Genomic DNA, 25,602 nt, shown 5'->3' on the forward strand with positions numbered 1-25,602 from the left:
CCTTGGAGATATGCGCTTTGGCCGCTGGTGCAACAGCGTGTGCGACGAAGTCCGGTGAACGGATTGTTCAATCGCGACACGAACTTATTGCGGCACACCGGGCGTGCGCGAAAGGCTCGCATTGGCGTATCGATCGTCGTCGGTGACCTCCCGCCCTATCCAATCGGGTATGGCGACCTCATCACGTTCGGATGACATTTCAACCTCAGCAAGAACCAGCCCCTCATGCAGCCCTTCGAAGACGTCGATCTCCCAGACATGATTGCCGAACGGTGCTTTGTGGCGGCGCTTCTCGACGATATTGGGAGAAGAAAGAGCCATCATTTCCCGCGCGTCAGCGAGCGGCACCTCATATTCGAATTCTGGGCGGGTAAGGCCGATTGCTTTACCCTTAAGGGTCAGTACGGCGCGAGTATCATCGAAGATACGTATGCGAACCGTGGCCTTGGCGCTGGTCGAAAGATAGCCCTGCTGCAGGCGTGCGGAACTCGTCACTGCGCTCTTCCACGCATCGCTCTTGAGCAGGAATTTACGTTCGATTTCCTCGGCCAATTCAGATGTCCTTGGGTAATAATTTCCAGAATTTGCCGAGCCGGGCGGTTAGCGCAGCACAGTTTTCAACGCAGAGTTCTCGCCCAAGCGGGATCGCTTTTTCGGCCAATGCTTGTTGTTGGCCCGCAAGGCCCTCGCGCAGCATGGCATCAAGTGGGCCGGCTCTTTGCGAGAGAAAATCGGCGAGAACCGCGATGTTGTGATGGTCACCGAGCAGATCGCCAAGCGTGTCGAGATGCGCCTTGCGTGCAGCAAGGATATGCGGTGCGGATTTGCTCAAGAGGCCAATGTGAAACCAGTGACCTTTCGACTGCTTGCGCCATTCGTGAAAATCGACTGGATCATGGGACTTCGCGGCCTTTTTCATCCGCTTCTGCATGTCGCTGTAGGTATCGCCCAGGCCCGATCGGAACAGTTGAAAACCGTCACCGCTGAGTGACCAATCGGGCACGCGGCCAACCGCGTTCTGCATGGCGAGCGCAAAGTCTGCGAGAAGCTGCGACTGGTTTTGTTCGGCTTTCACCTCGTCCAGATGGGACGTCAGCAGCGCCCGAAGATCTCGCTTCCGCTCTTCAGGGAAACCAGCCGCCCATGGGTCTTGCATGGCGGCATCGAATGTTTCGACAATGACGGCAGCATCGCGGGAAACTGAAAGCGCGCTTGCGGCATCGCGGAATGCCGCGTTTTCGGCCTCGAATTCTTTGAAATTAGGTCGGACGAGGCGTATCAGACCGCGGATCTTCTTGCAGCGACGACGGAGGCCATGAACGGTCTTGTCGAAGTCCTTGTAGGCTTCGGCCAATTCAAGCGCCGACGTGATCTGATCCGACGCGATCTGCCTTACCTGTGCCGGGGTGTCCCTGCGTTGCCTGAATGAAAAGCTCATGCCACTCCTAGAACGCGAACTGCATCTGCCCCGGCGGCGTGCCGAGGCTCACACCTTCCAATGCCAGCATGACGCGCTTGGTTGCCGTGCCGCCCGGCGCAGAAAAGCCTCCCGCCCCACCGCGCGCCGCAAGAACGCGGTGGCAAGGAATGATCAGCGGAATAGGATTTGCGCCCATCGCCTGGCCAACGGCGCGCGAAAGGCCGACATCGCCCAATTGGCGGGCCATGTCGCCATAGGTGGTGGTGGAGCCGCGGGCAACGGTGAGCAGGATGTCGTAGCAGCGACGGTGGAAGGCGGGAATGCCGTCGAGATCGAGCGCGGTTTCCGAAAAATCCACCGCTTCGCCTTCGGCATAGTCTTCGATCCTGTCGAGTACGGCGCTGATGGTGCGCGGCGGATCGGCCGGCTGGGCCCCGATTTCGGCGAGGCGTTTTTCGACAGCAATGGCCTCATTGCCCGGCAGCAGCACCCGCCGCACCCCGCGATCGGTCCAGACAAGAGCAAAGTCGCCGAGGGCGGTTGGAAAGGTGGTGCTGTACATGGGGCAAGCATAGTAGGCTTGGTGAAAAGGGCCAAGCTCTGCTAAAGCCCCGGCATGCCCGGTCCCATGCCCACCCTCCTAGACTATTTTCCGCCCACCGACCCCTATCTCAACGTCCTGCATGTCGATGACGATATTCTGGTGGTCGACAAGCAGAGCGGCTTGTTGAGCGTTCCCGGCAAGGATCCGAGCCTCTGGGATTGCGTCGAACATCGCGCGCGACAGACATGGCCAACCGCCGGCATGTGTCATCGGCTCGACAAGGACACGTCAGGGGTCTTGGTGCTGGCGCTCAACAAGCGCGCGCATGGACGCATCGGCAGCCAGTTCGAACATCGGCAGACGACCAAGAGCTATGTGGCCCGCGTTGCAGGCGTAATTGCCGAAGACAGTGGCGTCATCGACCTGCCTCTCGCGACCGATTGGGAAAACAAACCAAGACAGCGCGTCGATTTCGAGAATGGACGCCACGCCAAAACCGAGTGGCAGGTTTTAGAGCGTGAACCCAATGCAACACGGGTAAAACTGGTGCCACTGACCGGCCGGACGCACCAGTTGCGCGTGCATATGCTCGCCATTGGTCATGTCATCCTCGGCGACGCATTCTATGCCGAGGAGGAAGACTTCAAGGCCGCCGATCGGCTCCAACTGCATGCGGCGGAGCTGGGTTTTACGCATCCAACGCGCGAAGAGTTCATGACCTTCGTGGCGCCAACGCCGTTCTGACCGGTCTTTCAGATCAGTCTTCGAACTTCACTTCGATCCGCTGGAAAATGCTGCCTTCCTTCATGGTGTCGAGCCATTTGCGGAAATCGGCGACATCAGTGAAACCGGCGCGCCTTGCGTCGGCATCCGTTACGTCGTCCGCACTCATGTCGGTGACGGAAAGGATCGAAAGTTGTCCAAGCTTGGTCTTGAGCGTGCCGCCGGTTTTGACGGTCGGACGGTTCCAGCGGCGGAAGATCACATCGACCTTGCCGGCTTTGATGTCTTCGAGAAGTGCGAGTTTGAGCAGCATCAGTCGAGGACCGCCGTGGCAGTGATTTCGATTTTGAGACCCTTGGCGAGCAATTCCTTGACGACCACCGTGGCGCGGACCGGGAATGGCTGCTGAGTAAAAAACTCGCGGTAGACCGCGTTCATGCCAGGGGCATCGGCGCTGTCGACAAGAAAAATCTGCACCATGACGAGGTTGGCAAGCCTGCCGCCAGCGGCATTGAGTGCGATCTGCAGGTTCTCGATACAGCGGCGAGCCTGTGCTTCGATACCGCCCTCGACGATCTCGCCGCTGACCGGATCTTCGGCGATAGCCACGAGCCAGAGATGCTTGCCGGCGCGCACAGCGTCATTGATAGGCGCCGAGGATGGCGCAATGCCGGTTTCGATGCGTTCGATCATCTTCTCTCCGGGGTTGAGAATCGTCAGAGCACAATTGTCTTGCGCATCGCCTTGTGACAAACACGGGCCACCGAGCCAAGCGGGCGTGGTGAAACTGGTAGACACAAGGGACTTAAAATCCCTCGGCTAACGCTGTACGGGTTCGATTCCCGTCGCCCGCACCATCTCATTAACCCGAGCGCTCATGAAACCCTGGATTCATCTCGAAACGGCAAATGTCCCGGGCGACAAGACCCAGCTCAAACTGATGCAGCGGGGCGATGAATTCTCCATCATGCTCGGCACAAATGAGCTGATGAACAGCCGCCTCAGTGGCTCGGAGGAAGCGCTGGCGACACTGAGCGCCGAGCGCGTTGGCAACCGTCCCCAGCCGCGCGTGTTGATCGGCGGTCTTGGCATGGGTTTTACGCTGCGCGCGGCACAGGCGTGCTTTGGGCCAGACAGCGAATTGGTTGTGGCGGAACTGGTCCCTGAGATCATCGCCTGGGCGCGCGGTCCGCTGACGCCAGTTTTCGGCACTTGCCTCGATGACCCGCGGGTTAGAGTGGTCAATGACGACGTGGGTAAGGTCATCGCGGCGCGGAAAGCTGCCTTTGATGCGATCCTGCTCGATGTCGACAATGGGCCGGATGGCGTGAGCCGGGAGCAAAATGACAAACTCTATGGGCTCAAGTCGCTCAGAACGTCGCTGGATGCTTTGCGCCCGGGCGGCGTGCTCGCTGTTTGGTCGGCGCATCCGAGTGAGCCATTCACAAAGCGTTTGGCGACAGCAGGCTTTGCGGTCGAAGAAATAAAAGTGCGCGCGCGCAGCGGTGGTCGCGGCGCGCGGCACGTTATCTGGTTGGGCAAAAAGCCTGGCTGATCAGTCTGTGCCGCCCGAGATCGGAGCGACGTAAGCGACATCAAGATCCCACGGGAAGAAGATCCAGGTGTCCTGACTGACTTCGGTGATGAACGTATCCACCATTTCGCGGCCCTTGGGCTTGGCATAGACAGTGGCAAAATGAGCGCCGGGGAGCATTTCGCGGACAACGCGGGCGGTGTTGCCGGTATCGACGAGATCGTCGACGATCAGGATCTTGCCGCCACCCTTGCAAAGCTCGATGACGGGTTGGCTGATTTCCTTGAGGATCTTGATGCCGGTCTGGTTCTGGTGGTCATAGCTCTTTGCCGCCACAGTCTCGACGGTGCGAATGTTCAATTCGCGCGCCACGATAGCGGCCGGCACGAGCCCCCCACGAGCAATGGCGACGACGGCATCGAATGGGCCGAGGCTGGCGAGGCGCCACGCCAAGGCGCGGCTATCGCGGTGAAACTGGTCCCAGGTGACGGGAAACGACTTCTGGTTGGGATTGCTCAACGCTCAAAACTCCGGGGGCGTGCGGGCCGATTGATCCTTCGTGGGGACCGTCCATATCAAAGCGCGGCCAATCCGCCAATCATTCCGCATCGGGTGGCGCAATACCCGCTTTTTCGTGAGCATCCATTACCATCGCACGCACCTTCTCGGTGGCCTCGTTCAACCGCGCCTCGTCGGACGAGCGCAAGACGAGCTCGGTCATAACGCGGTCTTTGCCCATCTGTGGATAAGAGCCCATCTTCACGTCGGGGTATTCTGCCTGCAGTGCGCCAAGCGGGCCGCCGAGAGTTCCTTCCCCGACTGCCGCTTTGACGGTTTTAGAAAGAACCTTCTTTCCGCCTTCCAGCTTTGGCGCCAATGCCTCGAGCATGGCGCGCATGATGACGGGGACGCCTGCCATGACATGGACATTGCCGATGCGGAAGCCAGGAGCGGCGCTGACGGAATTGACGATGAGATCGGCGCCTTCCGGGATACGCGCCATGCGCAGGCGCGCTTCATTGACCTCGGTGCCAGTCTGGGCCCAGCGGGCTTCGAGCATAGCGCGGGCCTGCGGATTGATTGGCAGCGCCACGCCGAACGCCTTGGCGATGGCGTCGGCGGTGATGTCGTCGTGGGTTGGGCCTATGCCGCCCGTCGTGAAGACGTAGGTATAGCGCTGGCGCAGCGCGTTGACGGCTTCGACGATCGACTCTTCGACGTCGCTGACGACCCGGACTTCGGTGAGGTCGATGCCGAGATCGGTGCAGAAATCGGCGACGGCGCCGATGTTCACGTCCTTGGTGCGGCCGGAGAGGATTTCGTCGCCGATGACGAGGAGACCGGCAGTGACGCGCGCTTGACTGGACATGATTGGACCCGGTGTGTTTGAGCAAAAAGGAATGCCCCTGCCCTAACGCGCCGTCAAGGTTAGAAGCCCTTTCCATTGCGACAGCAACTGACTAGGTTTGGAGCATCTTCCGGAGTCCTGCATGGTTACCTACGTCGAAGCATCCGCCAAACCGCGTCGCACCGCCGGCATCATTCCGATCCACGGGACGGAAGGCTTTGAGGGCATGCGCAAGGCTGGCGCGCTGACGGCACAGGCGCTGGACATCCTGGCAGAATATGTCGAGCCAGGCGTCGACACCGCAAAGCTTGACCAGATCGCCTACGAATTTGGCCGCGATCATGGCGCGGTGCCTGCAACGCTGTTTTACAAGGGCTATCGGCATTCGATCTGCACATCGATCAACCACGTTGTGTGCCACGGCATCCCCGACGAGCGCGGCATGCGCGAGGGCGACATCGTCAATATCGACCTGACCTTTATCGTCGATGGCTGGTATGGCGATTCGAGCCGCATGTATCCCGTCGGGGAAATATCTCGAAAGGCCGAGCGGCTGATCGAAGTGACCTATGCGAGCCTCGAAGCAGGCCTCGCTGCGGCCAAACCCGGCAATACGACGGGCGATATCGGTGCGGCGATCCAGGCTGTCGCCGAGGGCGAGCGCATGAGCGTGGTGCGTGATTTTGTCGGCCATGGTGTGGGCCGGCTATTCCACGATGAGCCGAACATTCTCCATTTCGGAACGCCGGGCACCGGCGTGCCGATCAAGCCGGGCATGATCTTCACCATCGAGCCGATGATCAATCTCGGCAAGCCGCACGTGAAAATTCTCTCTGATGGCTGGACCGCAGTGACACGTGACCGGACGCTGTCGGCGCAGTGCGAGCATTCGATCGGTATCACCGAAACCGGCAACGAGGTGTTTACGCTTTCGCCCGGCGGCCTCTTCAATCCTCTCGCAGCACGGAAGTAACGTTGAGCGACAAACCCGAGACCAAATCCGGTGGACTGGCGGAAGCGCCGATGAAACCGCATTATCTTGGGCATCGCGAGCGAGCACGCGAACGGTTCAATGCCGTGGGCGGGGATGGCCTTGCGGACTACGAACTGCTTGAGCTGCTCCTCCATATCATTTTGCCCCAGCGCGATACCAAGGCGTTGGCAAAGGAACTTCTGGCGCGCTTTGGTTCGATGTCGGAAGTCCTCGGTGCGGCCCCTGCCCGCCTGGCGGAGATCAAGGGGCTTGGGGAAACCTCGATCACCCACCTCAAGGTCATGCAGGCCGTGGCGCAGCGCTATGGGCGCGATCAGATCAATGTCGAAAAGCCAATCCTCTCATCGTGGACGCAGTTGATCGACTACTGCCGCAGCGCCATGGCTTTCGAAAACATCGAACAGTTCCGAGTTCTCTTCCTCGATAAGAAAAACAGGCTAATCGCGGACGAAGTCCAGCAGGTAGGGACGGTCGACCACACGCCGGTCTACCCGCGCGAGGTCATCAAGCGAACGCTTGAATTATCCGCGTCCGCATTGATCCTCGTCCACAATCATCCGTCCGGCGATCCATCGCCTTCGCCTGCGGATGTGAAGATGACGCGCGAGATCGGAGACATCGCCCGGCAGATGGGCATTACGCTCCACGACCACATCATCATCGGTCGATCGGGTCATGCCTCACTGCGCGGGCTGAAACTACTCTGAGGTCTGGGACGCCTGCGGCTTCTTGCCGAAAAGGCGATCGCGGGTCTGATGCGCGGTCCGGATTGCGCTCTTGATGCGTGGATTGGCCTTGGCCTGAGCACGCGCCTTCTGGAACTGTTGGTGCAGCCCAACAGACAGCCGGCCTTTCCAAGTGCGACCGACATAGTGCTGGCGGATCGGGATCTGCACGTTGCACCAATGGCGCTTCTCGTCAGTGAAGCCGGAGCCCATGTCGAACATGGTGAAGCCGCCATCGAACACCGACTGCATGACGCGCAACAGACACTGCTTGCCCGGCGAACCGTTCTGGATCGCCGGATCATCGCTCATCGACGAGATCAAGCAGAACATGCGACTGCCATGAACGATATTGTAGCGCACCGCGACGATATGGCCGTTGAGGCGAAGAACGTGGAGGCGGACATCGAGCCCTGAGCCGGGCTGCATCGCCTTCTGGTAGAAATCGACGAGGTTGTCGCAAACGAAGGTGTCGCGAATGCCCTGCGCCTTGAAGCGGGCGGAGCGCTGGCGGAACATCACCTCTATGGCGGCCTTACCCGTTACCGGATTGGTAACGAGTTCGAACCCAACTTCGCCGAGCGCTGCGAGACGATCGCCTTGCTGACGGTCATGCTTCCGGCGGCTACGGCTGCGCTGGATCTGATCGCACTGTTCCCAGGACGAGAATTCGGAGCGGTAAAGCGTTTCGACCGCGAGGGCGCTACCGAGTTCGTCAAACAACTCGCCAAAGCCCGTGATTTCGGCGGGAATGGCGCGAAGATAGACCGCGTCGGCATCAGGCAGTTCGGCGATCATCGATTGCCAAAGTTGCAGTCGTCCGGCGGAGCCAAGCAGCGTGAGCTTTTCGTAATTTGAAATAGGCGCGTAGCAACCGACCTGGGAGCGCGGGAACCACGTGTAGACCGTAACGCCGAGCTGCCGGCGGCGATGGAGCGGCATCAGCGCGACTGGCTCGCCCTCGATTTCGCCAACGATGAAGGCTTGGTCCTTTTGGGCAATGCCGCGATCAGCGATCCAGAGTTTGATAAAATCAAAGCTCTGCCCGGGCGACTCGACGCTACTCTCGGTCAGAGACCGCCAAACAGCCTCGACATCATCAATATTGCGGGTGAACCGCGCGCTGACGCGCACGCCGAGACGCGGCGCTGCTTCGGCTCTTTGCTCGAGCGCATCGCTTTCAATAGCGAGTGCCCGAAGTAATGGTTGGCTGTTGATGTGTGCCGTACCCATATTCCCCGCCCCAATAGCGCCGCAAGCATTGCGGCACGCGAGTAAACCGAGGCTGAAGATCGCTCAGAAATTGTTCTGGGACTTTCAGAAAATTTGAGAGGGTTAAGAAAGTCCTGCTCAGCCGAAGGTCGACAGCACTGGAAAAGTCTCGAGGAACCAGAACGATATGCGGGTAAAATTGCCCGTAAGAAACAACACGCCGGTGACCACCAGCAGGCCGCCCATCACTTTCTCGACGGTGTGAAGATGCCGCTTGAAGGAATGGAAGAACGTCAGGAACGGGCCGATGGCAATGCCCGCGAGGAAGAATGGGATGCCGAGGCCAAGCGAATAAAGCCCGAGCAACGAAGCGCCTTCCCAGGCTGTATCGCGGCTGGCGGCAACTGAGAGGATGGCAGCGAGCACGGGTCCGATGCACGGGGTCCAGCCGATAGCAAAGGCGAGGCCGAGCAGGAAGCCACCACCCGGACCTGACGCTACGCCGGGACCATTGTGCCGCAACTGGCGGTCGAGAAAGGCCAGGCGATAAACGCCGAGGAAATGGAGTCCCATGGCGATGATGACGATGCCGGCAACGGGGGTCAGGATGGGCAGGAGCTGCCGGAAAACCTGGCCGAACGCTGTTGCGGTTGCACCAAGGGTGATGAAAACAACCGAAAAGCCGAGGATGAAAAAGAGCGAGGTGATCGCGACCTTGAGGGTCAGCTTGCCCGCACCCGTATCAACGTCGTCGCGAAGCTGGTCGAAACTCGCGCCGCTCATATAGGTCAGATAGGGCGGAACCAGCGGCAGGACGCAGGGGCTAAGAAAGCTCAAGACGCCTGCGCCGATGACCAGAGGCAGGGAAAATTCCAAGGTGACGCTCCTCGTTCACGCCTTCTCTAGCGCGGCAGCGCCGTAAAGCAATCTGCCTTACCGTCGCATCGCGCCGATGTGAGGACTAATGGCCTGAGAGCATTTTGGAAATGCGAAGTGCGTAACGGTCCGTCATGCCGGACGTGTAATCGGCTAGCGCGTGGAGTGCCTCGGCCGGTGTGGTCAGATTGCGCAGGTCGAGATCGAGCGCCCGCACCAGTTGTTGGGAGCGAGAGCCAAGGCTTTCTGGCTGCCAGCCGACGGCGGCGAGATCTTCATAAACGGGCAGAATGCCGGACATGACATTGTTGATGATGCGACGGCCGGAGACTTCCAGTTCAGTTTTGCGACGAGCGGTAAAAATGTGGTCGTTGGACAATTGGCGCATGTCGGTGAACATCTCACCCATTTCGCAAACCTCAGTCAGCGAGCCGGAAAATGTGCCGTCCATGATCGCCGCGTGGTTGTCGATAAAGGCTTTGACGCAGCTTTCGATTGCCTGACCGATGGCCATGGCGCGCAGCATGGCGACATGTTCGGCCTGGCTCCGATCGCCAGCGCTTTCGTCGCGCGGCTTTGCAACCTTGACCAGGATCGTGACGACTTCCTTGTAGGAGAGTTCGCCGGTGGTGAAGGCATCTTCGATATCGACGATATTGTAGCAGATATCGTCTGCAGCCTCGACGACGTAGACCAGCGGATGGCGACGCCACCATTTCTGCTCGCCGATGCGCTCTTCGGGCAAGCCAAGCGTGGTCGCGACATCCTCAAACAATGTCTCCTCGCTGCTGAAGAAACCGAATTTCTTGAGGCCGACATAGCTCATCTCGCCGCTTGCCTTGAGCGCGGCGCGTGTCCTCGCGGTCACCGGATACTTCATGAAGGCACCGAGCGTTGCCTTTGAGAGCCGCATGCCGCCGTCGTTGCGGCGCATTTCGAGGCGCGTCAGGATGCGAAAGCCTTGGGCATTGCCTTCAAAGGCAATGAACTCTGGTTGGATCGCTCCATCGACCTCGCGGGCTATCCCTTTGCTTGCCGCGAACTGCTCGGCAAACCAGGAGCCCATCGCATCTTCGCCGGAATGGCCGAATGGCGGATTGCCTATGTCATGGGCGACGCTGGCGGCCTGGACGATATTGGCGAGGGCATGCTCGTCGCCGGGACTGATCAGCCCCTGCCCGACCAACCACTGGCCAATGCGCATGGCAAGCGATCGGCCAACGCTGCTGACCTCGATGGAATGGATGAGCCGATGATGAACATGGTCGTGCTCATAAAGCGGCTGCACCTGCGTCTTGTTGGCGAGGCGGCGGAAGGGGGCGGAAAAGACGATGCGGTCGTGGTCTTGCACGAAAATGGACCGGCTCGCCTGCGACGCAGTCTTCTTGTCCCCGAGACGTTCCTCGGAAATCAGGCGGTTCCATTCCATGACTGGTCCTCACGCAGACAAGCGACACTGGATATGAACTGCCAACCATGGCGGAGTCCCGGCGAAGCACGGTCTTTTCAACAGCTATGCACGTGTGGCGAGCGATATGGGCAAGCTCGGAGACTGCACTTGCCCCCGCGCCGTGACCGCCCTATAGCCAGACCGAATACCTGAATATGATCTGTCGCTGAGGTGCCTTCATGCCGGCCCGTCCTCTTCGCATCGCTCCGTCGATCCTCTCCGCCGATTTTTCGCGGCTCGGGGATGAGGTCTCAGCCATCGTCGCGGCCGGTGCGGATTATATCCATGTCGACGTGATGGATGGCCACTTCGTCCCCAATATCAGCTTCGGCGCGCCGATCATGAAATCGATCCGTGGCGTGACCGATAAGGTGTTCGACGTGCACCTGATGATTTCGCCGGTCGACCCCTATCTCGCCGATTTTGCGGCAGGCGGCGCCGATATCATCACGGTACATGCAGAGGCTGGCCCGCACCTCCATCGCAGCCTGCAGGCCATTCGGGGCCTCGGCAAGAAAGCCGGCGTGGCGCTCAATCCAGCGACACCCGTTTCGGCCATCCAGCATGTCATCGACGACGTTGATCTCGTGCTGATCATGAGCGTCAATCCCGGCTTCGGCGGCCAGAGTTTTATCCCAGAATCGATCAACAAGATCCGCCAGGCCAAGGCACTGATCGGCGGGCGCGATATCGACCTAGAGGTCGATGGCGGTATAACCGCTGAAAATGCCCGCGCCGTGGTCGATGCGGGGGCCAATGTTTTGGTTGCCGGTTCGTCGATTTATGGCGGCAATGACCCCGCAACCTATGCCGGCCGCCTCGCGGCTATCCGCGAGGCGGCAACGAGCCGCATCGCCTGACTCCACTTCTGACCTTTTAGGGCTAAGTCCATGATCCCGCGCTATTCCCGTCCCGAAATGGTGGCCAACTGGTCGGCCGAAACCCGCTTCGCTATCTGGTTCGAAATCGAGGCCCACGCGACAAGCAAACTCGCCGAGCTCTGTGTCGTGCCCAAAGAAAGTGCCGACAAGATCTGGAACGTGATGAACGCCCGCAAGGCGGAGATGGGCGACTACGGGTTCGACGTCGAGCGCATCGACGAGATCGAGCGCACGACCAAGCACGATGTCATCGCGTTCCTGACGCACCTCTCTGAGATCGTCGGCCCGGATGCCCGCTTCGTGCATCAGGGCATGACCTCTTCAGATATCCTCGATACGACGCTCTCGGTGCAGATGAAGCGCGCCGCCAACATCCTGCTCGCCGATATCGATGCTCTGCTCGAGGCGCTGAAGCGTCGCGCGATGGAGCACAAGCACACGATCACCATCGGCCGCAGCCACGGTATCCATGCCGAGCCGACGACCTTCGGCGTGAAGCTCGCCGAGGCCTATGCCGAGTTTTCGCGCAATCGCGCCCGGCTTGTGGCAGCGCGCGACGAGATCGCCACCTGCGCCATTTCCGGCGCCATCGGCACCTTCGCCAATATCGACCCGCAGGTCGAAGAATATGTGGCTGAAAAGCTGGGCCTTTCGATCGAGCCAGTCTCGACCCAGGTCATCCCGCGCGATCGTCACGCCATGTTCTTTGCGACCCTTGGCGTCATCGCTTCATCGATCGAGCGCGTTGCCGTCGAGATCCGCCACCTACAGCGCACGGAAGTGCTGGAGGCCGAAGAATACTTCTCGCCGGGTCAAAAGGGCTCGTCGGCCATGCCGCACAAGCGTAACCCGGTGCTTACCGAAAACCTGACCGGGCTTGCGCGTCTGGTGCGCGGCATGGTGACCCCGGCGCTGGAAAACGTGGCCCTCTGGCATGAGCGCGATATTTCTCACTCCTCGGTCGAGCGCATGATTGGCCCCGATGCGACGATCACGCTCGATTTCGCGCTCGCGCGCCTCACTGGCGTTATCGACAAGCTGGTCGTCTATCCGGAGAACATGCGGAAAAACCTCGACCTGCTCGGCGGCCTCCACAATTCGCAGCGGGTGTTGCTTGCACTGACCCAGGCTGGTTACAGCCGCGAAGATTCCTATTCGGCCGTACAGCGCAATGCCATGAAGGTTTGGGAACATCGCGGCGATCGTGCAGGCCTTTTCGCGCAGAACCTCAAGGGCGATCCGGCGGTAACGCTGTCAGATGCGCAGATCGACGACATGTTCGATGACGCCTACCATCTCAAGCATGTCGACACGATTTTCTCGCGGGTCTTCGGCGCATGAGAATTGCTGAAACCGATATCCTGATTCTGCCTGGGCTTGGTGCTGTGGGGCCGGGCCATTGGCAGGTGCGTTGGGCCGAGAAGATGTCGACCGCCGGCATCGTCGAGCAGGCCGAATGGGACGAGCCCGATCCGGAGCATTGGGTCGATACGATCGTCAAGGCTGTCGAATTGGCCAATCGGCCTGTGGTCTTTGTCGCCCATTCGCTTGCGTGCATTGCGCTTGCGCAAGCGGCGTCACGGTTTCCCGAAGGGCGCGTGAAGGGCGCGTTGCTCGTCTCGCCCCCTGACATTGAGCTCAATGCCAGCGTGCCGGAAGAAGCAACGGCATTTGCACCCGTGTCGCGCGATCCCCTGCCCTTTCCGTCGTTGCTCGTGATTTCGGACACCGACCCCTATTGTTCTTTGGAGCGCGCTGCAGACTATGCTGCGGCTTGGGGATCGGATTTTCATCAGGCTGGAGATGCCGGGCATATCAATGTGCAGTCCGGCCATGGCCCTTGGCCCGAAGGACTGATGATGTTCACCCGCCTGATGCAGCGGCTGTGATGGACGGCTACACGCTTATCGAACAGTCGCCCGACGTCGAGGACTACCTCCGCTTGCGAGTCGTATCGGGGCTTAGTCCCAAGACGCGTGCCGGCGCTGAAGCCGGTCTGCCCAACACGTGGTATGGCGTCCACTTCATTTTCGACGGACGACCTGTCGCAATGGGTCGCGTCATCGGCGATGGCGGCACGGCTTTTCAGATCGTTGATATGGCCGTCGAGCCTGAGCATCAGGGCAAGGGCCTCGGCAAGGTGATCATGACAGCTCTGGTCGCGCGCTTGCAAAGCGACGCGCCATCGAGCGCCTATGTGAGCCTCGTGGCCGATGGCGACGCCAAGCATCTCTATGCCAAATACGGCTTCGAACCAGTCATGCCGAAGTCGATTGGCATGGCCATGGTCATCCGACCCTGATTAGAACAGCTCCAGTTCGACGCCGATTTGCCCGTTTTCCGCCTAACTTCCTGAAAATCAGGCGGAATCTGGCGTTCGGGAATTAAATCTTCTTAACTTGAGAACCAGCGTGGCCAGGCCTAGACCAGTGCTCGTCGGTTTGGAGCCGCCGGCGGGAACGAAGGACCCGCGACGCGACGACCCCTGAAAACCGACTTATGGCCGCGCATCGGCCCGTCTCATGGAGACATTTCATGCGCAAGTTCGTCGCTCCACTCTTTCTCGCTTTGCTCGTTGCCGCACCGGCAAGTGGTGCCTTTGCCGCTACGGCCATGGCTCCCGCTGCCAAGCCCGCAGCGTCTGCATCGACCTCCGCGGACCAATCTATCAATGGCACCGTGAAGAGCTTCAACCTGACGGCTCGTTCCCTCGAGCTCGCGGATGGTAGCTGGTACTTCCTGCCGCTCAATACCAAGTTCCCTGATGTGAAATCGGGTGAAAAGGTGACCGTGCACTACAAGCAGAACGGCTCGAGCCACGATGTGACCGCGATCGACGTCGGCTAATCGAAGGGGAGAAATCTCCCCACTCTTTCCTTGCACAAAGGCCGTCCGGCATCCGGGCGGCCTTTTCGTTATGGTCAATCAGCACGGGATGTTAGAACGGCTCTAGACCGACGCTGATTTACCGAAATGTCGCCTAACTCACTGAAATTTAGGCGGAATCTGGAGCCGCAGAATTAAATCTTCTTAACTTGAGAAGCCGATTGGCCGGGCATAAACCAGTTCTCGTCGGTTTGGAGCCGCCGGCGGGAAACGAAGGATCCCGCGACGCGACGACCCCTGAAAGCCGACTTTTATGGCCGCGCATCGGCCAGTCTCATGGAGACCATCATGCGCAAATATATCGCACCGCTCTTTGTTGCCCTGCTCGTCGCAGCCCCAGCCAGCGGCGCATTCGCCGCCACGGCGATGGCTCCGGCTGCCAAGCCGGCCGTCTCGGCACAGGCTGAGCAGTCGATTTCGAGCACCGTGAAGTCGATCGACCTCAAGGCACACACGCTGACCCTTGCGGATGGGAAGACCTACCAACTGCCGACCACCTTCAAGGCCCCCGGCCTCAAGGCGGGTGAAAAGGTTACCGTGCAGTGGAAGATGAATGGCCGCGCCTATGAAGCGACCCGAGTAACGATCGGCTAGTCTAGTCCAAGGAGCCGGCCATGGTCGGCTCCTTATTTTTTAAGCCTGACGATCAGCCTTCGGAGGCGATCTGTTCATTGGCAACCGCGACCAGCGTCGACATCTTCTGGCGAATCACGTCGTCGCCGACCGAAATGCCCTTAGCCTTGAGATCGCCCGACACCTTGCGGAACACGTCTTCGTCGCCGGCCTCTTCAAAATCGGCAGCAACGACTTCGGCCGCATAGGCCTTGGCGTCGTCGCCGGTGAGGCTCATCAGTTCTGCGGCCCAAACGCCGAGCAGCTTGTTGCGGCGGGCTTCGGCCTTGAACTTCTTTTCAGAATCAAAGGCAAATTTGGCTTCCTGGCCCTTCTGACGGTCGTCGAACGCGCTCATGATCTCTCCCATGTTGACCAACGTGCCGGAATTCCGGCGTCTCAAGACCGACATAGGCGGTCGAGACAAGCAAATCAACGGCATGGAAGGCCATGCGACCTTGTGTGACGGAGGCAACAGTCCGGTGCCCCAAGACGTTGGCCCCCATGAAAGCGCTTGCAATTCCGCTTGGTTCTAGCGCATGAAGCGCGCCTAAACGGTGCGCTTTTTCACGGCAGCGGAAACCTCATGAATCGTCGACGCAAAATCTACGAGGGCAAGGCAAAGATCCTTTTTGAGGGTCCTGAGCCCGGCACTCTGGTCCAGTATTTCAAGGACGATGCCACCGCCGGAAACGGCGCCCGGCATGAAGTGATCGACGGCAAGGGCGTGTTGAACAACCGAATCTCGGAATTCGTGTTCACCAAGCTCAATGCCATGGGCATCCCGACGCACTTCCTGCGCCGCATCAATATGCGCGAGCAGTTGATCAAGGAAGTCGAGATCATCCCGCTCGAAATCATCGTACGCAATTTCGCGGCGGGTTCGCTGGTCAAGCGCCTTGGCCTCGAGACGGGTACGCAACTGCCGCGCTCGATCATTGAATTCTGCTATAAGGACGATGCGCTCGGCGACCCGATGGTTTCTGAAGAGCACATCACGGCCTTCGGTTGGGCAACCCCGGCCGAGCTCGACGACATCATGAGCCTTGCGATCCGCGTCAACGACTTCCTGACCGGCCTCTTCATGGGCGTCGGCATCCAGCTCGTCGATTTCAAGATCGAATGCGGGCGCCTTTATGAAGGCGATCTCATGCGCATCGTGCTGGCTGACGAAATCAGCCCGGACAATTGCCGCCTCTGGGACATCAAGACCCGCAACAAGCTCGACAAGGACAGATTCCGCGAAAATCTCGGCGGTCTCGTCGAAAGCTATCGCGAAGTGGCCCAGCGCCTCGGCATCCTGGTTGAAAACGACAATGCGCTGACCACCGGTCCGCGCCTCGTCCAGTAATTTTCGGGAAAAGCTCATGAAAGCGCGCGTCACTGTCACGCTCAAGAATGGCGTTCTCGATCCGCAGGGCCAAGCCATCGAAGGCTCATTGTCCTCCCTCGGCTTTGGCGGCGTCTCCGGCGTTCGCCAGGGCAAGGTTTTTGATCTGGTTCTCGATGGCACCGATGAGGCTGCCGCCCGGACCCAGTTGACCGGCATGTGCGAGAAGCTTCTCGCCAATACCGTGATCGAAAACTACCAGATCGAAATCTCTAATTAACGCTTAATTGCGATAACAACTGGCGCGCCCCATTTGGCGCAGGACAGTACCATCATGCGTAAAACCCAAATTGCTCTTTCGGTCTTGTTCTTCGCCTCCATCGGCCTGCTTTTTGCGGCCTATGCCTCGGTGCCTGTGCCGGTCTGACCGGCTTTAGGGCATTAATTACCAAGCCGGCAAATGCTTCCAAACCCACCGACCGGTTTAACCGGCTGGTCGAAGGGATACGCTAATCTGCACCCGTCATCATGCGGGGAATGCGGTTATGGGCTTGAGTAAGCAGAGGCTCGATTGGGTGGATATGGCCAAGGGCCTGTCCATTTTTCTGGTCGTCATCATGTATTGCGCGTCGAGCGTCGGCGAGGATACGGGTCAAACCGGGTTCCTCCATTGGACGATCGCCTTCGCCATGCCCTTCCGCATGCCGGAATTCTTCCTGATCTCGGGCCTGTTCCTGAGCCAAGTGATCGATAGACCATGGCGGGCCTATGCCGATCGCCGGGTGGTCCATTATCTCTATTTCTACGTCCTCTGGGCGATCATCCACATCATCTTCAAGGTGGCGCTGGTCGGCCGCGATCCAGGCGGCGCACTAAACTTTCTCGCCTGGGCAGTGATCGAGCCCTATGGCGTGCTGTGGTTCATCTACATGCTGGCCGTCTTTGGGCTGGTCAGTAAGCTCGTGCATCAGGCCAAGCTCCCGCATTGGTTGGTGCTGGGCGTCGGTGCGGTGCTGCAGATGGCTTCAGTCCATACCGGCAGCTATCTCATCGACCAGTTCTGCGCCTATTTCGTCTATTTCTACGCCGGCTACGTCTTTGCCCCAGCAATTTTCCGCCTGGCAGATTGGGCAGGCCAAAATGTCGGCGCAGCGCTCGGTGTCCTGGCGGCTTGGGCAGTGGTCAACGCGGTGCTGGTTTTCACACCCGGCTTCCGGCTTGATCCCGTCCACATTCAAATGGGATGGGGCGCCCTGCCCGGCGTTCACCTGCTGGCGGCCATTGCCGGTGCTATTGCGATCTGCATCGCCTCTGCATTGCTTGTAAGACTGCCATGGATGAACTGGCTGCGCTGGATGGGTGCCAAGTCGCTGGTGGTCTATGTTGCCTTTGTGCTGCCCATGGGCATCGCCCGCACTATCCTCCTCGCACTCGGTATCGAGGAACCGAATCTGGTCAGCCTCATCATCATGACCATCGCCATCGGCTCGCCGCTCATTCTGTGGTGGCTGACCGAAAAGACCGGCTTTGGCAAATTCCTCTTCGAACGCCCGGCGTGGGCCCATTTGCCGGGTACCGGCAATTCGACCACGCCGAATCCGCAGGCCATTCCAGCCGAATAGGTCACGAAGTAGCCAAATCCGTTCGCTAGGCTGGCGGGGCACCCAAGATGGAGCCCTGCCGATGCGTCCTCTCCTTGCCTGCCTCGCCGCCCTGCCCGTCCTTCTCACGCCGGTGGCCGCCCATGCCGAATTTCTCAATCCCACATTCGAAACGCTGACGATCGATGGCGTCGCGCCGCCCGACTGGATCGCCGGTGTTCGTGAAGGCGCCTATATCGGCATTTGTGGTAGTTGTGAGGGCGGCATGGTGGTGCTCGAAATCAAGGTTCACAACGATGACGGCACCGGCGGCCGTGTCCGGTCTGGTGAGACCACGACTGAGACTTATACGGAACTCGGCAAAGCCAACGCGCAATCTCTTGGTGGTGAATCCGAATATTTCGGGACCGAGGAGATAGAGTTTGGACCTGCGGTCGGGTTCAAGACCAACGCCAAAATTGCGACCGGCGACTGCTCCACCACCTATCAGCTGTGGAGTGACGGCAAACAATTGGTGATTAGAGTTTACGGCGCGGATCAAACCGTGGTGGACAACGTCGCGGAGAAAGCCTATTCCGCCGCTGCACCCCAGACCTTCAGGTGACCTGATGAAAGCTGCCGTTCTCGTCTTCCCCGGGCTCAACCGCGACCGCGACATGATCGCCGCGCTGACCAAGATCGGAGGCGCCGAGCCGGCAGTCGTCTGGCACCAGGATGCCGATATTCCAGATGTCGACCTGATCGTCATTCCCGGCGGTTTTTCCTATGGCGATTATCTGCGTTGCGGCGCGATCGCCGCGCGCTCGCCGATGATGGACAAAGTGCGCGAACGTGCCGCCAAAGGCGTAAAAGTTCTGGGCGTCTGCAACGGCTTCCAGATCCTGATCGAAGCCGGGCTTCTGCCGGGCGCGCTAATGCGCAACACATCGCTGAAATTCGTCTGCCGCGAGGTCAAGCTCGAGGTGACGAACACGGACAACGCGTTCACGCGTGGTTACGCCAAGGGCCAGATCATCCGCTGCCCCGTCGCTCATCACGACGGCAACTATTTCGCCGATGCGGAAACGCTCGCGCGCATCGAGGGCGATGGACGCGTCGCATTCCGCTATGCCGAGGGCACCAATCCAAACGGGTCCATCAACAATATTGCCGGCATTCTCAACGCCGAAAAGAACGTGCTTGGCTTGATGCCGCATCCGGAAAATCTCATCGAAAGTGCCCATGGCGGCGATGACGGCCGGGCTCTTTTCGCTACCCTTCTCAATAAGGCAGCCTGATAGCGCGGCTCGCAAGACCGCCAGGAGTGCAGCATGGTTGACCAAGATCATCCCCTTCAACTGGCTATAGTTGTCTTTCCGGACGTCGAGGAACTGGACTTCGTGGGCCCGTGGTCCGTTTTTACCCGAGCCAAACATATCGGCGCACCTGTCCATCCCTTCACCGTCGCCTGGCCGGAGAGATCCGTGACGTGTGCTAAAGGCCTCAAGGTTGAGGCAGATTTCGATTTTACCGACGCGCCCCGCGCCGATCTCGTGATCGTTCCCGGCGGTGATGGTGTCCCACATGTCATTATGGACGATGCGTTTATTGACACCCTCCGAGATTATCTCGCAGCAGCGACCTGGCAGGCCTCTGTATGCAGCGGCGCTGCGCTGTTGGGCCAAACCGGGTTCCTTGATGGGAAGCGCGCAACAACGAACCATAATGCCATCGACTGGGTGCGCAGCATGGCTCGAAGAGCTTACTTCACGACAGACGAACGCTATGTGCGTCACGGAAGTGTCGTAACAAGCGGAGGCGTGTCGGCCGGTATCGACATGTCTCTTTGGTTCGTGGGCCATCTCTTCGGCCACGATACCGCACGAGAAGTGCAGCGCGCTCTCGAATACTATCCCGAGCCCCCCTACGGAACGACCCGATGACTCTTGCCAACGACATCGCCATCACCCCGCAGCTGGTCGCCGACCATGGGCTGAAGCCGGATGAATACCAGAAGATCCTCGACCTGATCGGTCGCGAGCCAACTTATACCGAGCTCGGTATCTTCTCGGCGATGTGGAACGAGCACTGCTCCTATAAAAGCTCGAAGAAATGGCTGCGCACGCTGCCGACCACAGGCCCACGCGTCATCCAGGGCCCAGGCGAAAATGCCGGTGTGGTCGATATCGGCGATGGTCAGGCGGTCGTCTTCAAGATGGAATCGCATAACCACCCGAGCTTCATCGAGCCGTACCAGGGCGCGGCGACGGGCGTGGGCGGCATTCTGCGCGACGTCTTCACCATGGGCGCACGCCCTGTGGCGGCGATGAACGCGCTGCGCTTTGGTGCGCCCGAGCACGAAAAGACCCGACACCTCGTCAATGGCGTCGTTGCCGGGGTTGGCGGCTATGGCAATGCTTTTGGCGTGCCTACCGTGGCCGGCGAAGTCGAATTCGATGCGCGCTACAACGGCAACAACCTCGTCAACGCATTTGCCGCTGGCTTGGCCGACACCGATAAGATCTTCTACTCTAAGGCCGAAGGCGTCGGCCTACCTGTCGTTTACCTCGGCGCCAAAACCGGCCGCGATGGCGTCGGCGGCGCCACCATGGCCTCGGCCGAGTTCGGCGACGATATAGAGGAAAAGCGTCCGACAGTGCAGGTTGGTGACCCCTTCACCGAAAAGCGCCTGCTCGAAGCCTGTCTGGAACTAATGCAGACCGGCGCCGTGATCGCCATTCAGGACATGGGCGCTGCCGGCCTGACCTGCTCTGCCGTCGAAATGGGCGCCAAGGGCGATCTTGGCATCGAGCTTGATCTCGACAAGGTGCCGGTGCGCGAAACGGCGATGACGGCATATGAAATGATGCTGTCGGAAAGCCAGGAGCGCATGCTCATGGTGCTGCATCCTGATAAGGAAGCAGCAGCCCGCGCCGTGTTCGAGAAGTGGGAACTGGATTTCGCCACCGTCGGCAAGACAACCGATGACCTGCGTTTCCGTGTGCTTTGGCAGGGCGAGGAAGTCGCCAATCTGCCGATCAAGGAACTCGGCGACGAAGCGCCAGAATATGATCGTCCTTGGGTTGAACCGAAAGTCCCGGCCGCACTAGCCGCCGATGACGTCCCGCAAATGGACGTGGCCGATGCGCTGCTCAAACTGGTTGGCGGTCATCAATGCTCCTCCCGCCGCTGGGTCTACGAGCAGTATGACACCCTGATTCAAGGCAATAGCATTCAGCGCCCCGGCGGCGACGCGGGCGTGATCCGCGTGCTGGGTCACGAGACCAAGGGCCTTGCCTTCACCTCGGACGTCAATCCACGTTATTGCGAAGCCAACCCCTATGAGGGCGGCAAACAGGCCGTGGCCGAATGCTGGCGTAACCTCACCGCTACCGGTGCAGAACCGCTGGCAGCGACCGACAATCTCAATTTCGGCAATCCCGAACGCCCGGAAATCATGGGCCAGCTTGTGAAAGCTGTGGGCGGTATTGGTGATGCCTGCCGTGCACTCGACTTCCCGATCGTTTCGGGCAATGTCTCGCTCTACAACGAAACCAATGGCCGCGGCATTCTGCCGACCCCGACTATCGGTGGCGTTGGCCTCCTGCCAGATTGGCAGAAGAGCGTGCGCATTGGCTTTGCAGCTGTGAGCCAGCCAATCCTCCTCATTGGCGGCCCTGCTGAGCGTGGCACCCACCTCGGCCAGTCTATCTATCTGCGCGACCTGTTCGATCGTCGCGACGGCGATGCTCCGCATGTCGACCTTTCGGCCGAACGCAAGACCGGCGACTTCGTCCGCACGCTCATCCGTTCGGGCGTTGTTACGGCATGCCACGATCTCTCCGATGGCGGCCTCGGCGTAGCATTGGCCGAAATGGCCATTGCTGGCGGTATCGGTGCGACGGTAACTGACATCGAAGATCATGATCCAGTCCTCCAGTATTTCGGCGAGGACCAGGGCCGCTATCTCGTGACGCTCAATCTCGACCCGCAGGGCGAAAAGATCGCGGCACTTTGGGCCGAAGCCAAAACTCTCGGCATCGAGGCGCCCTGGATCGGCACCACGGGCGGCACCGAACTCGTTCTCGGCAAGGCCCGCGCGGTTTCGCTGGCGGAATTGACCCAGGCGCACGAAGGCTGGTTCCCCAACTATATGAACGGCTGATCTGCCTATTGATTGCGGATGCCATATGATCGCCACCCTTTGGTCCGCCAAAGGGTGGCGCGTTGTTTTTGGAGCAGGTGATGAATTCGAAGCGGCTTTTGGCGATCGTGGTCAGTATGAGCGCGGTGGCGCTGCCGGCAACGAGCTACGCCCAGACCATAAACGTCACGCGCTCGATATTCCCTGACCAGCCCTACACTCTCATCTACCCGGAAGCCATGGTGGCCACCGGCGGCGCGGGCGAACCGCTGACCATCAACCACCCGAATGCGCCCTTGCAGTGCGACCTGAGCGTCGTGCCGGTAGAAGATGCCGATTGGTCCGCTGAAGCCGCCGTCGCTGCGCTAGACGCATCTGCTATTACCGAAGCCTGGGTAGAGACATTCCCCGGCTTCACGCTCGGGGAAACCGGCACCAAGAATTATCAGGACGCCACCGCGCTTTATTACGAAGGCACGAGCGAAAGCTCCTCCATGGGCGTGCCGATCACGCTGGTTCATAGCGAGACCGTGGCCCAAAGCCGCGGCTATTCGCTCGACTGTATCTACGCGACGTCAGTCGCCGAGCAGGTACGACCGGCCGTCGAATTCATCATCGCCAATTTCTCGACCCGTTCGGACGCCGATTGTTGCGTCGGCGCGACGCCCGAGACCGAACAAGCCCCGCCTCAATAGTCCGGCGATATTGAAGCCGCCCCTTCCGCATGCCATATCAAGGACATGCGCCGGCCACGGCGAACCGAAAACGACGGGGAGACTGAACATGCCAATGGACGCCCACGAGATCGAGCGCCGCATCAAGGCCGCCCTGCCCGATGCCGATATCGAGATTCGCGATCTGGCCGGCGACGGTGATCACTATGCCGCCAAGGTCGTCTCTGAAGCTTTCCGCGGCAAAAGCCGTGTCCAGCAGCATCAGCTCGTCTATGCAGCTCTTCAGGGAGACATGGGCGGCGCTCTGCACGCTCTGGCACTGCAAACCGGCATCCCCGAATAGAGCCGATGTCCGGGCTGCGCGACTCGCTTGATCTCATTCGCATGGTGCGGCCGGAAGCTGGAACGGCGGCCCTCGACCACGAGATCATGGCCGAACGCGCCAATTCGATCGGCGCGGCCGAAGCACGGGTCATCAAGAGCCTAGCCGTGCTCGAGACTGGCACGGACAAGGCCCTCTACGAAGCCAGAGACGCTGTCTGGTCTTATTTCGTTCAGCGCGAGCTCATGGGTTTTCGTCAGCACGGCGACGTCATTCGCGATCTAAGAATTCCGGCAAACGTGCTGAACGGTCTCGGCGCGACGCCCCCAAAATCTCGATGAGAGTGGCCGGTTGCCGCTTCTGTCGAGAAAATGGGCTCCTGATCGACGCGCCTTTGCTTGAGACCGAGCATTTCTATCTTCTGGCGAGCCGCGATCCAGATCTGCCCCTCGCCAGCATGATCGTGCCGCATCGGCATAGCGAAAGCCCTTTCGAGATGTCTCCTGACGAGTGGAGTGATTTCAACGCCGCGCTCGCGGCCACACGCGATCACTATGGCGACCAAAAGCCCGACGGTTTTACGCTCGGCTGGAATGTCGGATCGGTCGGTGGACAGCATGTCTTCCATACCCACCTCCATGTCATTCCACGGTTCGCGGGCGAGCCACTGGATGGCAATGGCATCAGGAATGCGTTCAAGGAAGCGCTCAAGCGGTGACACGCTCGATCATCTTCGACGTCGATGGCGTGCTCGTTCATGGCTATCACGCGCGGCCTGATGGGAAGACCTGGGAAGGAAAGTTTCTGATCGATCTCGGCATCGACCCCGTTCGATTTCGCGACGAGTTTATCTACGACATTTTCATCAAGAAGGTGGTCGTCGGGCAAACTGCTCTCGTCGACGCGCTTGACCGGCGGCTCTCGTCATTTGGCTACAAGGGCTCCGCGATCGCCTTCGCGCAGCATTGGGCGGCACGAAACAGTTTTCCCAATGAAGAACTGCTCGCGGACATCCGCAGACTCAAAGCCAGAAGCGATATCAAGCTCTACCTCGCAACAAACCAAGATCATATGCGGGCCCAATGGCTATGGCAGACTCTTGGACTGGGCGAGTTGTTCGACGATATGTTCTATTCGGCCCGTGCCAGGGCAATGAAGCCGATGGCCGCGTTCTTTGAATTCGCTGCAGCACGAATGGGCCCGCAGACCGAAATTCCGCTGTTTTTCGACGATACGCAAAAAGTGGTAGAAGGCGCCTGCAATTTCGGTTGGGAATCGGTGCTCTTCACCAGCAACAACGACTTCCGCCTGCACCCTTGGATCAAGGACAGACTTTGATGCGCCTCAGTCAAGCTCTCGCATTGATGCCGTTCCTCTTTGCTGCGCCGGCAATGGCGCAGGAGGCTCAGTGTTTTCAGAACGACCAGTTCCTCGTCATTGCGCAAGACCGGACCGATAGTGCGGGCATGGAAATCCTCGCGCGCGCGCCTGCGCGCGGTAAGATCAAATGCGAATATGTGGAGCGGGAGACGGACTTTGTCATCAATCCCCTGGGTCAGGCAGGTTGGCCCGATGGCCAGCCGCTCTGGTTTGAGGGTCTTGCAGGCAAGTACTTAGTTCTGACCCGATCGACCGGACCGGACGGCAATATCGTCATCATGGACCTCGCCGAGCACCAAACGGTCGTGGATGAAGCTGCCGACGATGAGATCATCGTCAGCGACGACGCGGTGACCTATTGGATGCGCGGCGAGCCGGGCACGGCGGACAATTGCCCGCAGTTTGAGGATTTTACCTCCAATGGGCTTGGCGCGGTTATTGCCGAAGAACAAGTGTTCGACATTGCTTCGGGCGAGGTTAAGTCGACCGGCGAAAAGCGCTGCAGCGCGACACAGTAACAATAGTGGGCGAGTTGAGGCGGTGATCTCGACACTGCCGCAGTCCTGTCCTATTTAAAGCGCGAGTTCACCCGGCCCTTGAAACCGGTTCACTGAAAGGCTCCTCCCATGACCGACATCAACGCCTTTATCGACGAGAAGGTGAAGAACAACGACGTGTTCCTCTTTATGAAGGGCACCCCAGATTTTCCGCAGTGCGGCTTCTCCGGCCAGGTTGTTCAGATCCTGAATTACCTCGGCGTCGATTATGACAGCGCCAACGTGCTCGAAAGCCCCGAACTGCGCGACGGCATCAAGGCCTATTCCAACTGGCCAACCATCCCGCAGCTTTATGTGAAGGGCGAGTTTGTCGGTGGCGCCGATATTGCCCGCGAAATGTTCCAGTCGGGCGAATTGCAGACGCACATGCAGCAGGCTGGCATCCCGGTAAAGCAGAGCGCCTAAGTCGA

35 protein-coding genes and 1 tRNA gene are annotated in these 25,602 nt (G+C 59.6%); 25 read left to right on the forward strand and 11 right to left on the reverse strand.

The window, feature by feature from the left end:
- Positions 1-84: 84 nt before the first annotated feature.
- Genes ASE94_RS10560 through ASE94_RS10570 form a run of 3 tightly spaced genes read right to left on the reverse strand, consistent with a single transcriptional unit; the run spans position 85 to position 1,982 of the window.
- Complete coding sequence (locus ASE94_RS10560) at positions 85-552, reverse strand: CYTH domain-containing protein (RefSeq protein ID WP_062630361.1); 468 nt, start codon at positions 550-552, stop codon at positions 85-87.
- Position 553: 1 nt separating this feature from the next.
- Entirely contained in the window at positions 554-1,438 is an 885-nt protein-coding gene (locus tag ASE94_RS10565; protein ID WP_062630362.1) for a CHAD domain-containing protein, read from the reverse strand.
- Between the two features lie 7 nt (positions 1,439-1,445).
- Positions 1,446-1,982, reverse strand: a complete 537-nt coding sequence (locus ASE94_RS10570; RefSeq protein ID WP_062630363.1) for a methylated-DNA--[protein]-cysteine S-methyltransferase — start codon at positions 1,980-1,982, stop codon at positions 1,446-1,448.
- Between the two features lie 66 nt (positions 1,983-2,048).
- Between ASE94_RS10570 and ASE94_RS10575 the strand changes: the two genes are divergently transcribed.
- Positions 2,049-2,708: an RluA family pseudouridine synthase gene (locus ASE94_RS10575; RefSeq protein WP_244484019.1), complete on the forward strand. Its 660-nt coding sequence runs from the start codon at positions 2,049-2,051 to the stop codon at positions 2,706-2,708.
- A gap of 13 nt (positions 2,709-2,721) precedes the next feature.
- On the opposite strand, the gene ASE94_RS10580 is transcribed toward ASE94_RS10575, so the two are convergent.
- The gene (locus ASE94_RS10580; protein ID WP_062630365.1) at positions 2,722-3,000 is read right to left on the reverse strand and encodes a hypothetical protein; all 279 of its coding nucleotides are present in this window, start codon (positions 2,998-3,000) and stop codon (positions 2,722-2,724) included.
- Positions 3,000-3,380, reverse strand: a complete 381-nt coding sequence (locus ASE94_RS10585; protein WP_062630366.1) for a RidA family protein — start codon at positions 3,378-3,380, stop codon at positions 3,000-3,002. Before ASE94_RS10585 ends, ASE94_RS10580 begins: the two co-directional genes overlap by 1 nt.
- A gap of 79 nt (positions 3,381-3,459) precedes the next feature.
- Between ASE94_RS10585 and ASE94_RS10590 the strand changes: the two genes are divergently transcribed.
- Together ASE94_RS10590 and ASE94_RS10595 are read left to right on the forward strand one after the other, a co-directional pair.
- Positions 3,460-3,544, forward strand: a tRNA-Leu gene (locus tag ASE94_RS10590).
- Positions 3,545-3,564: 20 nt separating this feature from the next.
- A complete protein-coding gene (locus tag ASE94_RS10595; RefSeq protein WP_062630367.1) occupies positions 3,565-4,242 on the forward strand; it encodes a hypothetical protein in 678 nt (225 codons plus the stop codon).
- Here ASE94_RS10595 and gpt read toward each other — a convergent pair whose 3' ends face one another.
- Both gpt and ASE94_RS10605 read right to left on the reverse strand, forming a co-directional pair.
- Positions 4,243-4,740 carry a xanthine phosphoribosyltransferase gene (gene gpt, locus ASE94_RS10600; protein WP_061911336.1) on the reverse strand — a complete coding sequence of 166 codons (498 nt, stop codon included), beginning with the start codon at positions 4,738-4,740 and terminating at the stop codon, positions 4,243-4,245. It lies immediately after the preceding gene.
- Between the two features lie 79 nt (positions 4,741-4,819).
- The gene (locus ASE94_RS10605) at positions 4,820-5,590 is read right to left on the reverse strand and encodes a competence/damage-inducible protein A (protein WP_062630368.1); all 771 of its coding nucleotides are present in this window, start codon (positions 5,588-5,590) and stop codon (positions 4,820-4,822) included.
- A 121-nt stretch (positions 5,591-5,711) separates the two neighbouring features.
- Here ASE94_RS10605 and map point away from each other — a divergent pair, with 121 nt between their 5' ends.
- Positions 5,712-6,542 (forward strand): type I methionyl aminopeptidase, encoded by an 831-nt coding sequence (gene map, locus ASE94_RS10610; RefSeq protein ID WP_062630369.1) that lies wholly within the window; start codon positions 5,712-5,714, stop codon positions 6,540-6,542.
- Between the two features lie 50 nt (positions 6,543-6,592).
- Positions 6,593-7,270 carry a DNA repair protein RadC gene (gene radC, locus ASE94_RS10615; protein ID WP_082461168.1) on the forward strand — a complete coding sequence of 226 codons (678 nt, stop codon included), beginning with the start codon at positions 6,593-6,595 and terminating at the stop codon, positions 7,268-7,270.
- Here the strand turns inward: radC and ASE94_RS10620 are convergent.
- From ASE94_RS10620 to dgt, 3 genes are all read right to left on the reverse strand, one after another.
- On the reverse strand, positions 7,262-8,521 hold the full coding sequence (locus ASE94_RS10620) for a GNAT family N-acetyltransferase (RefSeq protein ID WP_062630371.1): 1,260 nt from the start codon (positions 8,519-8,521) through the stop codon (positions 7,262-7,264). The two genes, radC and ASE94_RS10620, sit on opposite strands and share 9 nt — an antisense overlap.
- Positions 8,522-8,638: 117 nt before the next feature.
- Positions 8,639-9,376, reverse strand: coding sequence for a cytochrome c biogenesis protein CcdA (locus ASE94_RS10625; RefSeq protein WP_062630372.1), 738 nt, complete (start codon positions 9,374-9,376; stop codon positions 8,639-8,641).
- Positions 9,377-9,461: 85 nt separating this feature from the next.
- Positions 9,462-10,805 (reverse strand): dGTP triphosphohydrolase, encoded by a 1,344-nt coding sequence (gene dgt / locus ASE94_RS10630; RefSeq protein ID WP_062630373.1) that lies wholly within the window; start codon positions 10,803-10,805, stop codon positions 9,462-9,464.
- A gap of 200 nt (positions 10,806-11,005) precedes the next feature.
- On the opposite strand from dgt, the gene rpe reads away from it, so the two are divergent.
- The 6 genes from rpe (at position 11,006) to ASE94_RS10660 (ending at position 15,187) form a co-directional block, all read left to right on the forward strand.
- Positions 11,006-11,686 (forward strand): ribulose-phosphate 3-epimerase, encoded by a 681-nt coding sequence (rpe, locus tag ASE94_RS10635; protein WP_062630374.1) that lies wholly within the window; start codon positions 11,006-11,008, stop codon positions 11,684-11,686.
- Positions 11,687-11,716: 30 nt separating this feature from the next.
- Positions 11,717-13,048, forward strand: a complete 1,332-nt coding sequence (gene purB / locus ASE94_RS10640; protein ID WP_062630375.1) for an adenylosuccinate lyase — start codon at positions 11,717-11,719, stop codon at positions 13,046-13,048.
- Positions 13,045-13,596, forward strand: a complete 552-nt coding sequence (locus ASE94_RS10645; protein ID WP_062630376.1) for an alpha/beta hydrolase — start codon at positions 13,045-13,047, stop codon at positions 13,594-13,596. The genes purB and ASE94_RS10645 overlap by 4 nt, the downstream gene beginning before the upstream one ends.
- Complete coding sequence (locus tag ASE94_RS10650; protein ID WP_062630377.1) at positions 13,596-14,009, forward strand: GNAT family N-acetyltransferase; 414 nt, start codon at positions 13,596-13,598, stop codon at positions 14,007-14,009. Before ASE94_RS10645 ends, ASE94_RS10650 begins: the two co-directional genes overlap by 1 nt.
- Positions 14,010-14,242: 233 nt before the next feature.
- Complete coding sequence (locus tag ASE94_RS10655) at positions 14,243-14,554, forward strand: DUF1344 domain-containing protein (protein WP_062630378.1); 312 nt, start codon at positions 14,243-14,245, stop codon at positions 14,552-14,554.
- A gap of 327 nt (positions 14,555-14,881) precedes the next feature.
- Positions 14,882-15,187 (forward strand): DUF1344 domain-containing protein, encoded by a 306-nt coding sequence (locus ASE94_RS10660; protein WP_082461169.1) that lies wholly within the window; start codon positions 14,882-14,884, stop codon positions 15,185-15,187.
- A 52-nt stretch (positions 15,188-15,239) separates the two neighbouring features.
- Here ASE94_RS10660 and ASE94_RS10665 read toward each other — a convergent pair whose 3' ends face one another.
- Positions 15,240-15,563, reverse strand: a complete 324-nt coding sequence (locus tag ASE94_RS10665) for a DUF1476 domain-containing protein (RefSeq protein WP_062630465.1) — start codon at positions 15,561-15,563, stop codon at positions 15,240-15,242.
- A 228-nt stretch (positions 15,564-15,791) separates the two neighbouring features.
- Here ASE94_RS10665 and purC point away from each other — a divergent pair, with 228 nt between their 5' ends.
- The 14 genes from purC to grxD all read left to right on the forward strand — a co-directional run bounded on the left by purC (position 15,792) and on the right by grxD (position 25,597).
- Positions 15,792-16,556 carry a phosphoribosylaminoimidazolesuccinocarboxamide synthase gene (gene purC / locus ASE94_RS10670; protein WP_061911308.1) on the forward strand — a complete coding sequence of 255 codons (765 nt, stop codon included), beginning with the start codon at positions 15,792-15,794 and terminating at the stop codon, positions 16,554-16,556.
- Positions 16,557-16,572: 16 nt separating this feature from the next.
- Positions 16,573-16,815: a phosphoribosylformylglycinamidine synthase subunit PurS gene (purS, locus tag ASE94_RS10675; RefSeq protein ID WP_061911306.1), complete on the forward strand. Its 243-nt coding sequence runs from the start codon at positions 16,573-16,575 to the stop codon at positions 16,813-16,815.
- A gap of 265 nt (positions 16,816-17,080) precedes the next feature.
- Positions 17,081-18,157: an acyltransferase family protein gene (locus ASE94_RS10680; RefSeq protein ID WP_062630379.1), complete on the forward strand. Its 1,077-nt coding sequence runs from the start codon at positions 17,081-17,083 to the stop codon at positions 18,155-18,157.
- A gap of 61 nt (positions 18,158-18,218) precedes the next feature.
- The gene (locus ASE94_RS10685) at positions 18,219-18,740 is read left to right on the forward strand and encodes a hypothetical protein (protein ID WP_062630380.1); all 522 of its coding nucleotides are present in this window, start codon (positions 18,219-18,221) and stop codon (positions 18,738-18,740) included.
- 4 nt (positions 18,741-18,744) lie between these two features.
- On the forward strand, positions 18,745-19,413 hold the full coding sequence (purQ, locus tag ASE94_RS10690) for a phosphoribosylformylglycinamidine synthase subunit PurQ (RefSeq protein WP_062630381.1): 669 nt from the start codon (positions 18,745-18,747) through the stop codon (positions 19,411-19,413).
- A gap of 33 nt (positions 19,414-19,446) precedes the next feature.
- Positions 19,447-20,058 (forward strand): DJ-1/PfpI family protein, encoded by a 612-nt coding sequence (locus tag ASE94_RS10695; protein ID WP_062630382.1) that lies wholly within the window; start codon positions 19,447-19,449, stop codon positions 20,056-20,058.
- Positions 20,055-22,280 carry a phosphoribosylformylglycinamidine synthase subunit PurL gene (gene purL / locus ASE94_RS10700; RefSeq protein ID WP_062630383.1) on the forward strand — a complete coding sequence of 742 codons (2,226 nt, stop codon included), beginning with the start codon at positions 20,055-20,057 and terminating at the stop codon, positions 22,278-22,280. The genes ASE94_RS10695 and purL overlap by 4 nt, the downstream gene beginning before the upstream one ends.
- A gap of 80 nt (positions 22,281-22,360) precedes the next feature.
- On the forward strand, positions 22,361-22,954 hold the full coding sequence (locus tag ASE94_RS10705; RefSeq protein ID WP_062630384.1) for a hypothetical protein: 594 nt from the start codon (positions 22,361-22,363) through the stop codon (positions 22,952-22,954).
- 88 nt (positions 22,955-23,042) lie between these two features.
- A complete protein-coding gene (locus ASE94_RS10710; protein WP_061911292.1) occupies positions 23,043-23,276 on the forward strand; it encodes a BolA family transcriptional regulator in 234 nt (77 codons plus the stop codon).
- 5 nt (positions 23,277-23,281) lie between these two features.
- On the forward strand, positions 23,282-23,596 hold the full coding sequence (locus ASE94_RS10715; RefSeq protein ID WP_062630385.1) for a DUF6665 family protein: 315 nt from the start codon (positions 23,282-23,284) through the stop codon (positions 23,594-23,596).
- 53 nt (positions 23,597-23,649) lie between these two features.
- Complete coding sequence (locus tag ASE94_RS10720) at positions 23,650-23,973, forward strand: HIT domain-containing protein (protein ID WP_210166234.1); 324 nt, start codon at positions 23,650-23,652, stop codon at positions 23,971-23,973.
- Positions 23,970-24,593 carry an HAD-IA family hydrolase gene (locus ASE94_RS10725; protein ID WP_062630387.1) on the forward strand — a complete coding sequence of 208 codons (624 nt, stop codon included), beginning with the start codon at positions 23,970-23,972 and terminating at the stop codon, positions 24,591-24,593. The genes ASE94_RS10720 and ASE94_RS10725 overlap by 4 nt, the downstream gene beginning before the upstream one ends.
- A complete protein-coding gene (locus ASE94_RS10730; protein ID WP_062630388.1) occupies positions 24,593-25,153 on the forward strand; it encodes a hypothetical protein in 561 nt (186 codons plus the stop codon). The genes ASE94_RS10725 and ASE94_RS10730 overlap by 1 nt, the downstream gene beginning before the upstream one ends.
- 108 nt (positions 25,154-25,261) lie before the next feature.
- The gene (gene grxD, locus ASE94_RS10735; protein WP_061911280.1) at positions 25,262-25,597 is read left to right on the forward strand and encodes a Grx4 family monothiol glutaredoxin; all 336 of its coding nucleotides are present in this window, start codon (positions 25,262-25,264) and stop codon (positions 25,595-25,597) included.
- The last annotated feature ends 5 nt before the right edge of the window (positions 25,598-25,602 follow it).

Origin of the sequence: Devosia sp. Leaf64 (assembly GCF_001421945.1) — a bacterium.
Lineage (GTDB): Bacteria > Pseudomonadota > Alphaproteobacteria > Rhizobiales > Devosiaceae > Devosia.

Coding starts and splice junctions, on each gene's coding strand:
- ASE94_RS10650 (WP_062630377.1), top strand. CDS start 13,596: ATGGACGGCTACACGCTTATCGAACAGTCGCCCGACGTCGAGGACTAC.
- ASE94_RS10695 (WP_062630382.1), top strand. CDS start 19,447: ATGGTTGACCAAGATCATCCCCTTCAACTGGCTATAGTTGTCTTTCCG.
- ASE94_RS10605 (WP_062630368.1), bottom strand. CDS start 5,590: ATGTCCAGTCAAGCGCGCGTCACTGCCGGTCTCCTCGTCATCGGCGAC.
- ASE94_RS10580 (WP_062630365.1), bottom strand. CDS start 3,000: ATGCTGCTCAAACTCGCACTTCTCGAAGACATCAAAGCCGGCAAGGTC.
- purL (WP_062630383.1), top strand. CDS start 20,055: ATGACTCTTGCCAACGACATCGCCATCACCCCGCAGCTGGTCGCCGAC.
- ASE94_RS10585 (WP_062630366.1), bottom strand. CDS start 3,380: ATGATCGAACGCATCGAAACCGGCATTGCGCCATCCTCGGCGCCTATC.
- ASE94_RS10595 (WP_062630367.1), top strand. CDS start 3,565: ATGAAACCCTGGATTCATCTCGAAACGGCAAATGTCCCGGGCGACAAG.
- ASE94_RS10730 (WP_062630388.1), top strand. CDS start 24,593: ATGCGCCTCAGTCAAGCTCTCGCATTGATGCCGTTCCTCTTTGCTGCG.
- ASE94_RS10715 (WP_062630385.1), top strand. CDS start 23,282: ATGTCCGGGCTGCGCGACTCGCTTGATCTCATTCGCATGGTGCGGCCG.
- radC (WP_082461168.1), top strand. CDS start 6,593: ATGAAACCGCATTATCTTGGGCATCGCGAGCGAGCACGCGAACGGTTC.
- purC (WP_061911308.1), top strand. CDS start 15,792: ATGAATCGTCGACGCAAAATCTACGAGGGCAAGGCAAAGATCCTTTTT.
- rpe (WP_062630374.1), top strand. CDS start 11,006: ATGCCGGCCCGTCCTCTTCGCATCGCTCCGTCGATCCTCTCCGCCGAT.
- ASE94_RS10680 (WP_062630379.1), top strand. CDS start 17,081: ATGGGCTTGAGTAAGCAGAGGCTCGATTGGGTGGATATGGCCAAGGGC.
- ASE94_RS10575 (WP_244484019.1), top strand. CDS start 2,049: ATGCCCACCCTCCTAGACTATTTTCCGCCCACCGACCCCTATCTCAAC.
- ASE94_RS10645 (WP_062630376.1), top strand. CDS start 13,045: ATGAGAATTGCTGAAACCGATATCCTGATTCTGCCTGGGCTTGGTGCT.
- purB (WP_062630375.1), top strand. CDS start 11,717: ATGATCCCGCGCTATTCCCGTCCCGAAATGGTGGCCAACTGGTCGGCC.
- ASE94_RS10660 (WP_082461169.1), top strand. CDS start 14,882: ATGCGCAAATATATCGCACCGCTCTTTGTTGCCCTGCTCGTCGCAGCC.
- purQ (WP_062630381.1), top strand. CDS start 18,745: ATGAAAGCTGCCGTTCTCGTCTTCCCCGGGCTCAACCGCGACCGCGAC.
- ASE94_RS10705 (WP_062630384.1), top strand. CDS start 22,361: ATGAATTCGAAGCGGCTTTTGGCGATCGTGGTCAGTATGAGCGCGGTG.
- ASE94_RS10655 (WP_062630378.1), top strand. CDS start 14,243: ATGCGCAAGTTCGTCGCTCCACTCTTTCTCGCTTTGCTCGTTGCCGCA.
- grxD (WP_061911280.1), top strand. CDS start 25,262: ATGACCGACATCAACGCCTTTATCGACGAGAAGGTGAAGAACAACGAC.
- ASE94_RS10665 (WP_062630465.1), bottom strand. CDS start 15,563: ATGAGCGCGTTCGACGACCGTCAGAAGGGCCAGGAAGCCAAATTTGCC.
- ASE94_RS10570 (WP_062630363.1), bottom strand. CDS start 1,982: ATGTACAGCACCACCTTTCCAACCGCCCTCGGCGACTTTGCTCTTGTC.
- map (WP_062630369.1), top strand. CDS start 5,712: ATGGTTACCTACGTCGAAGCATCCGCCAAACCGCGTCGCACCGCCGGC.
- ASE94_RS10620 (WP_062630371.1), bottom strand. CDS start 8,521: ATGGGTACGGCACACATCAACAGCCAACCATTACTTCGGGCACTCGCT.
- ASE94_RS10685 (WP_062630380.1), top strand. CDS start 18,219: ATGCGTCCTCTCCTTGCCTGCCTCGCCGCCCTGCCCGTCCTTCTCACG.
- ASE94_RS10565 (WP_062630362.1), bottom strand. CDS start 1,438: ATGAGCTTTTCATTCAGGCAACGCAGGGACACCCCGGCACAGGTAAGG.
- purS (WP_061911306.1), top strand. CDS start 16,573: ATGAAAGCGCGCGTCACTGTCACGCTCAAGAATGGCGTTCTCGATCCG.
- dgt (WP_062630373.1), bottom strand. CDS start 10,805: ATGGAATGGAACCGCCTGATTTCCGAGGAACGTCTCGGGGACAAGAAG.
- ASE94_RS10710 (WP_061911292.1), top strand. CDS start 23,043: ATGCCAATGGACGCCCACGAGATCGAGCGCCGCATCAAGGCCGCCCTG.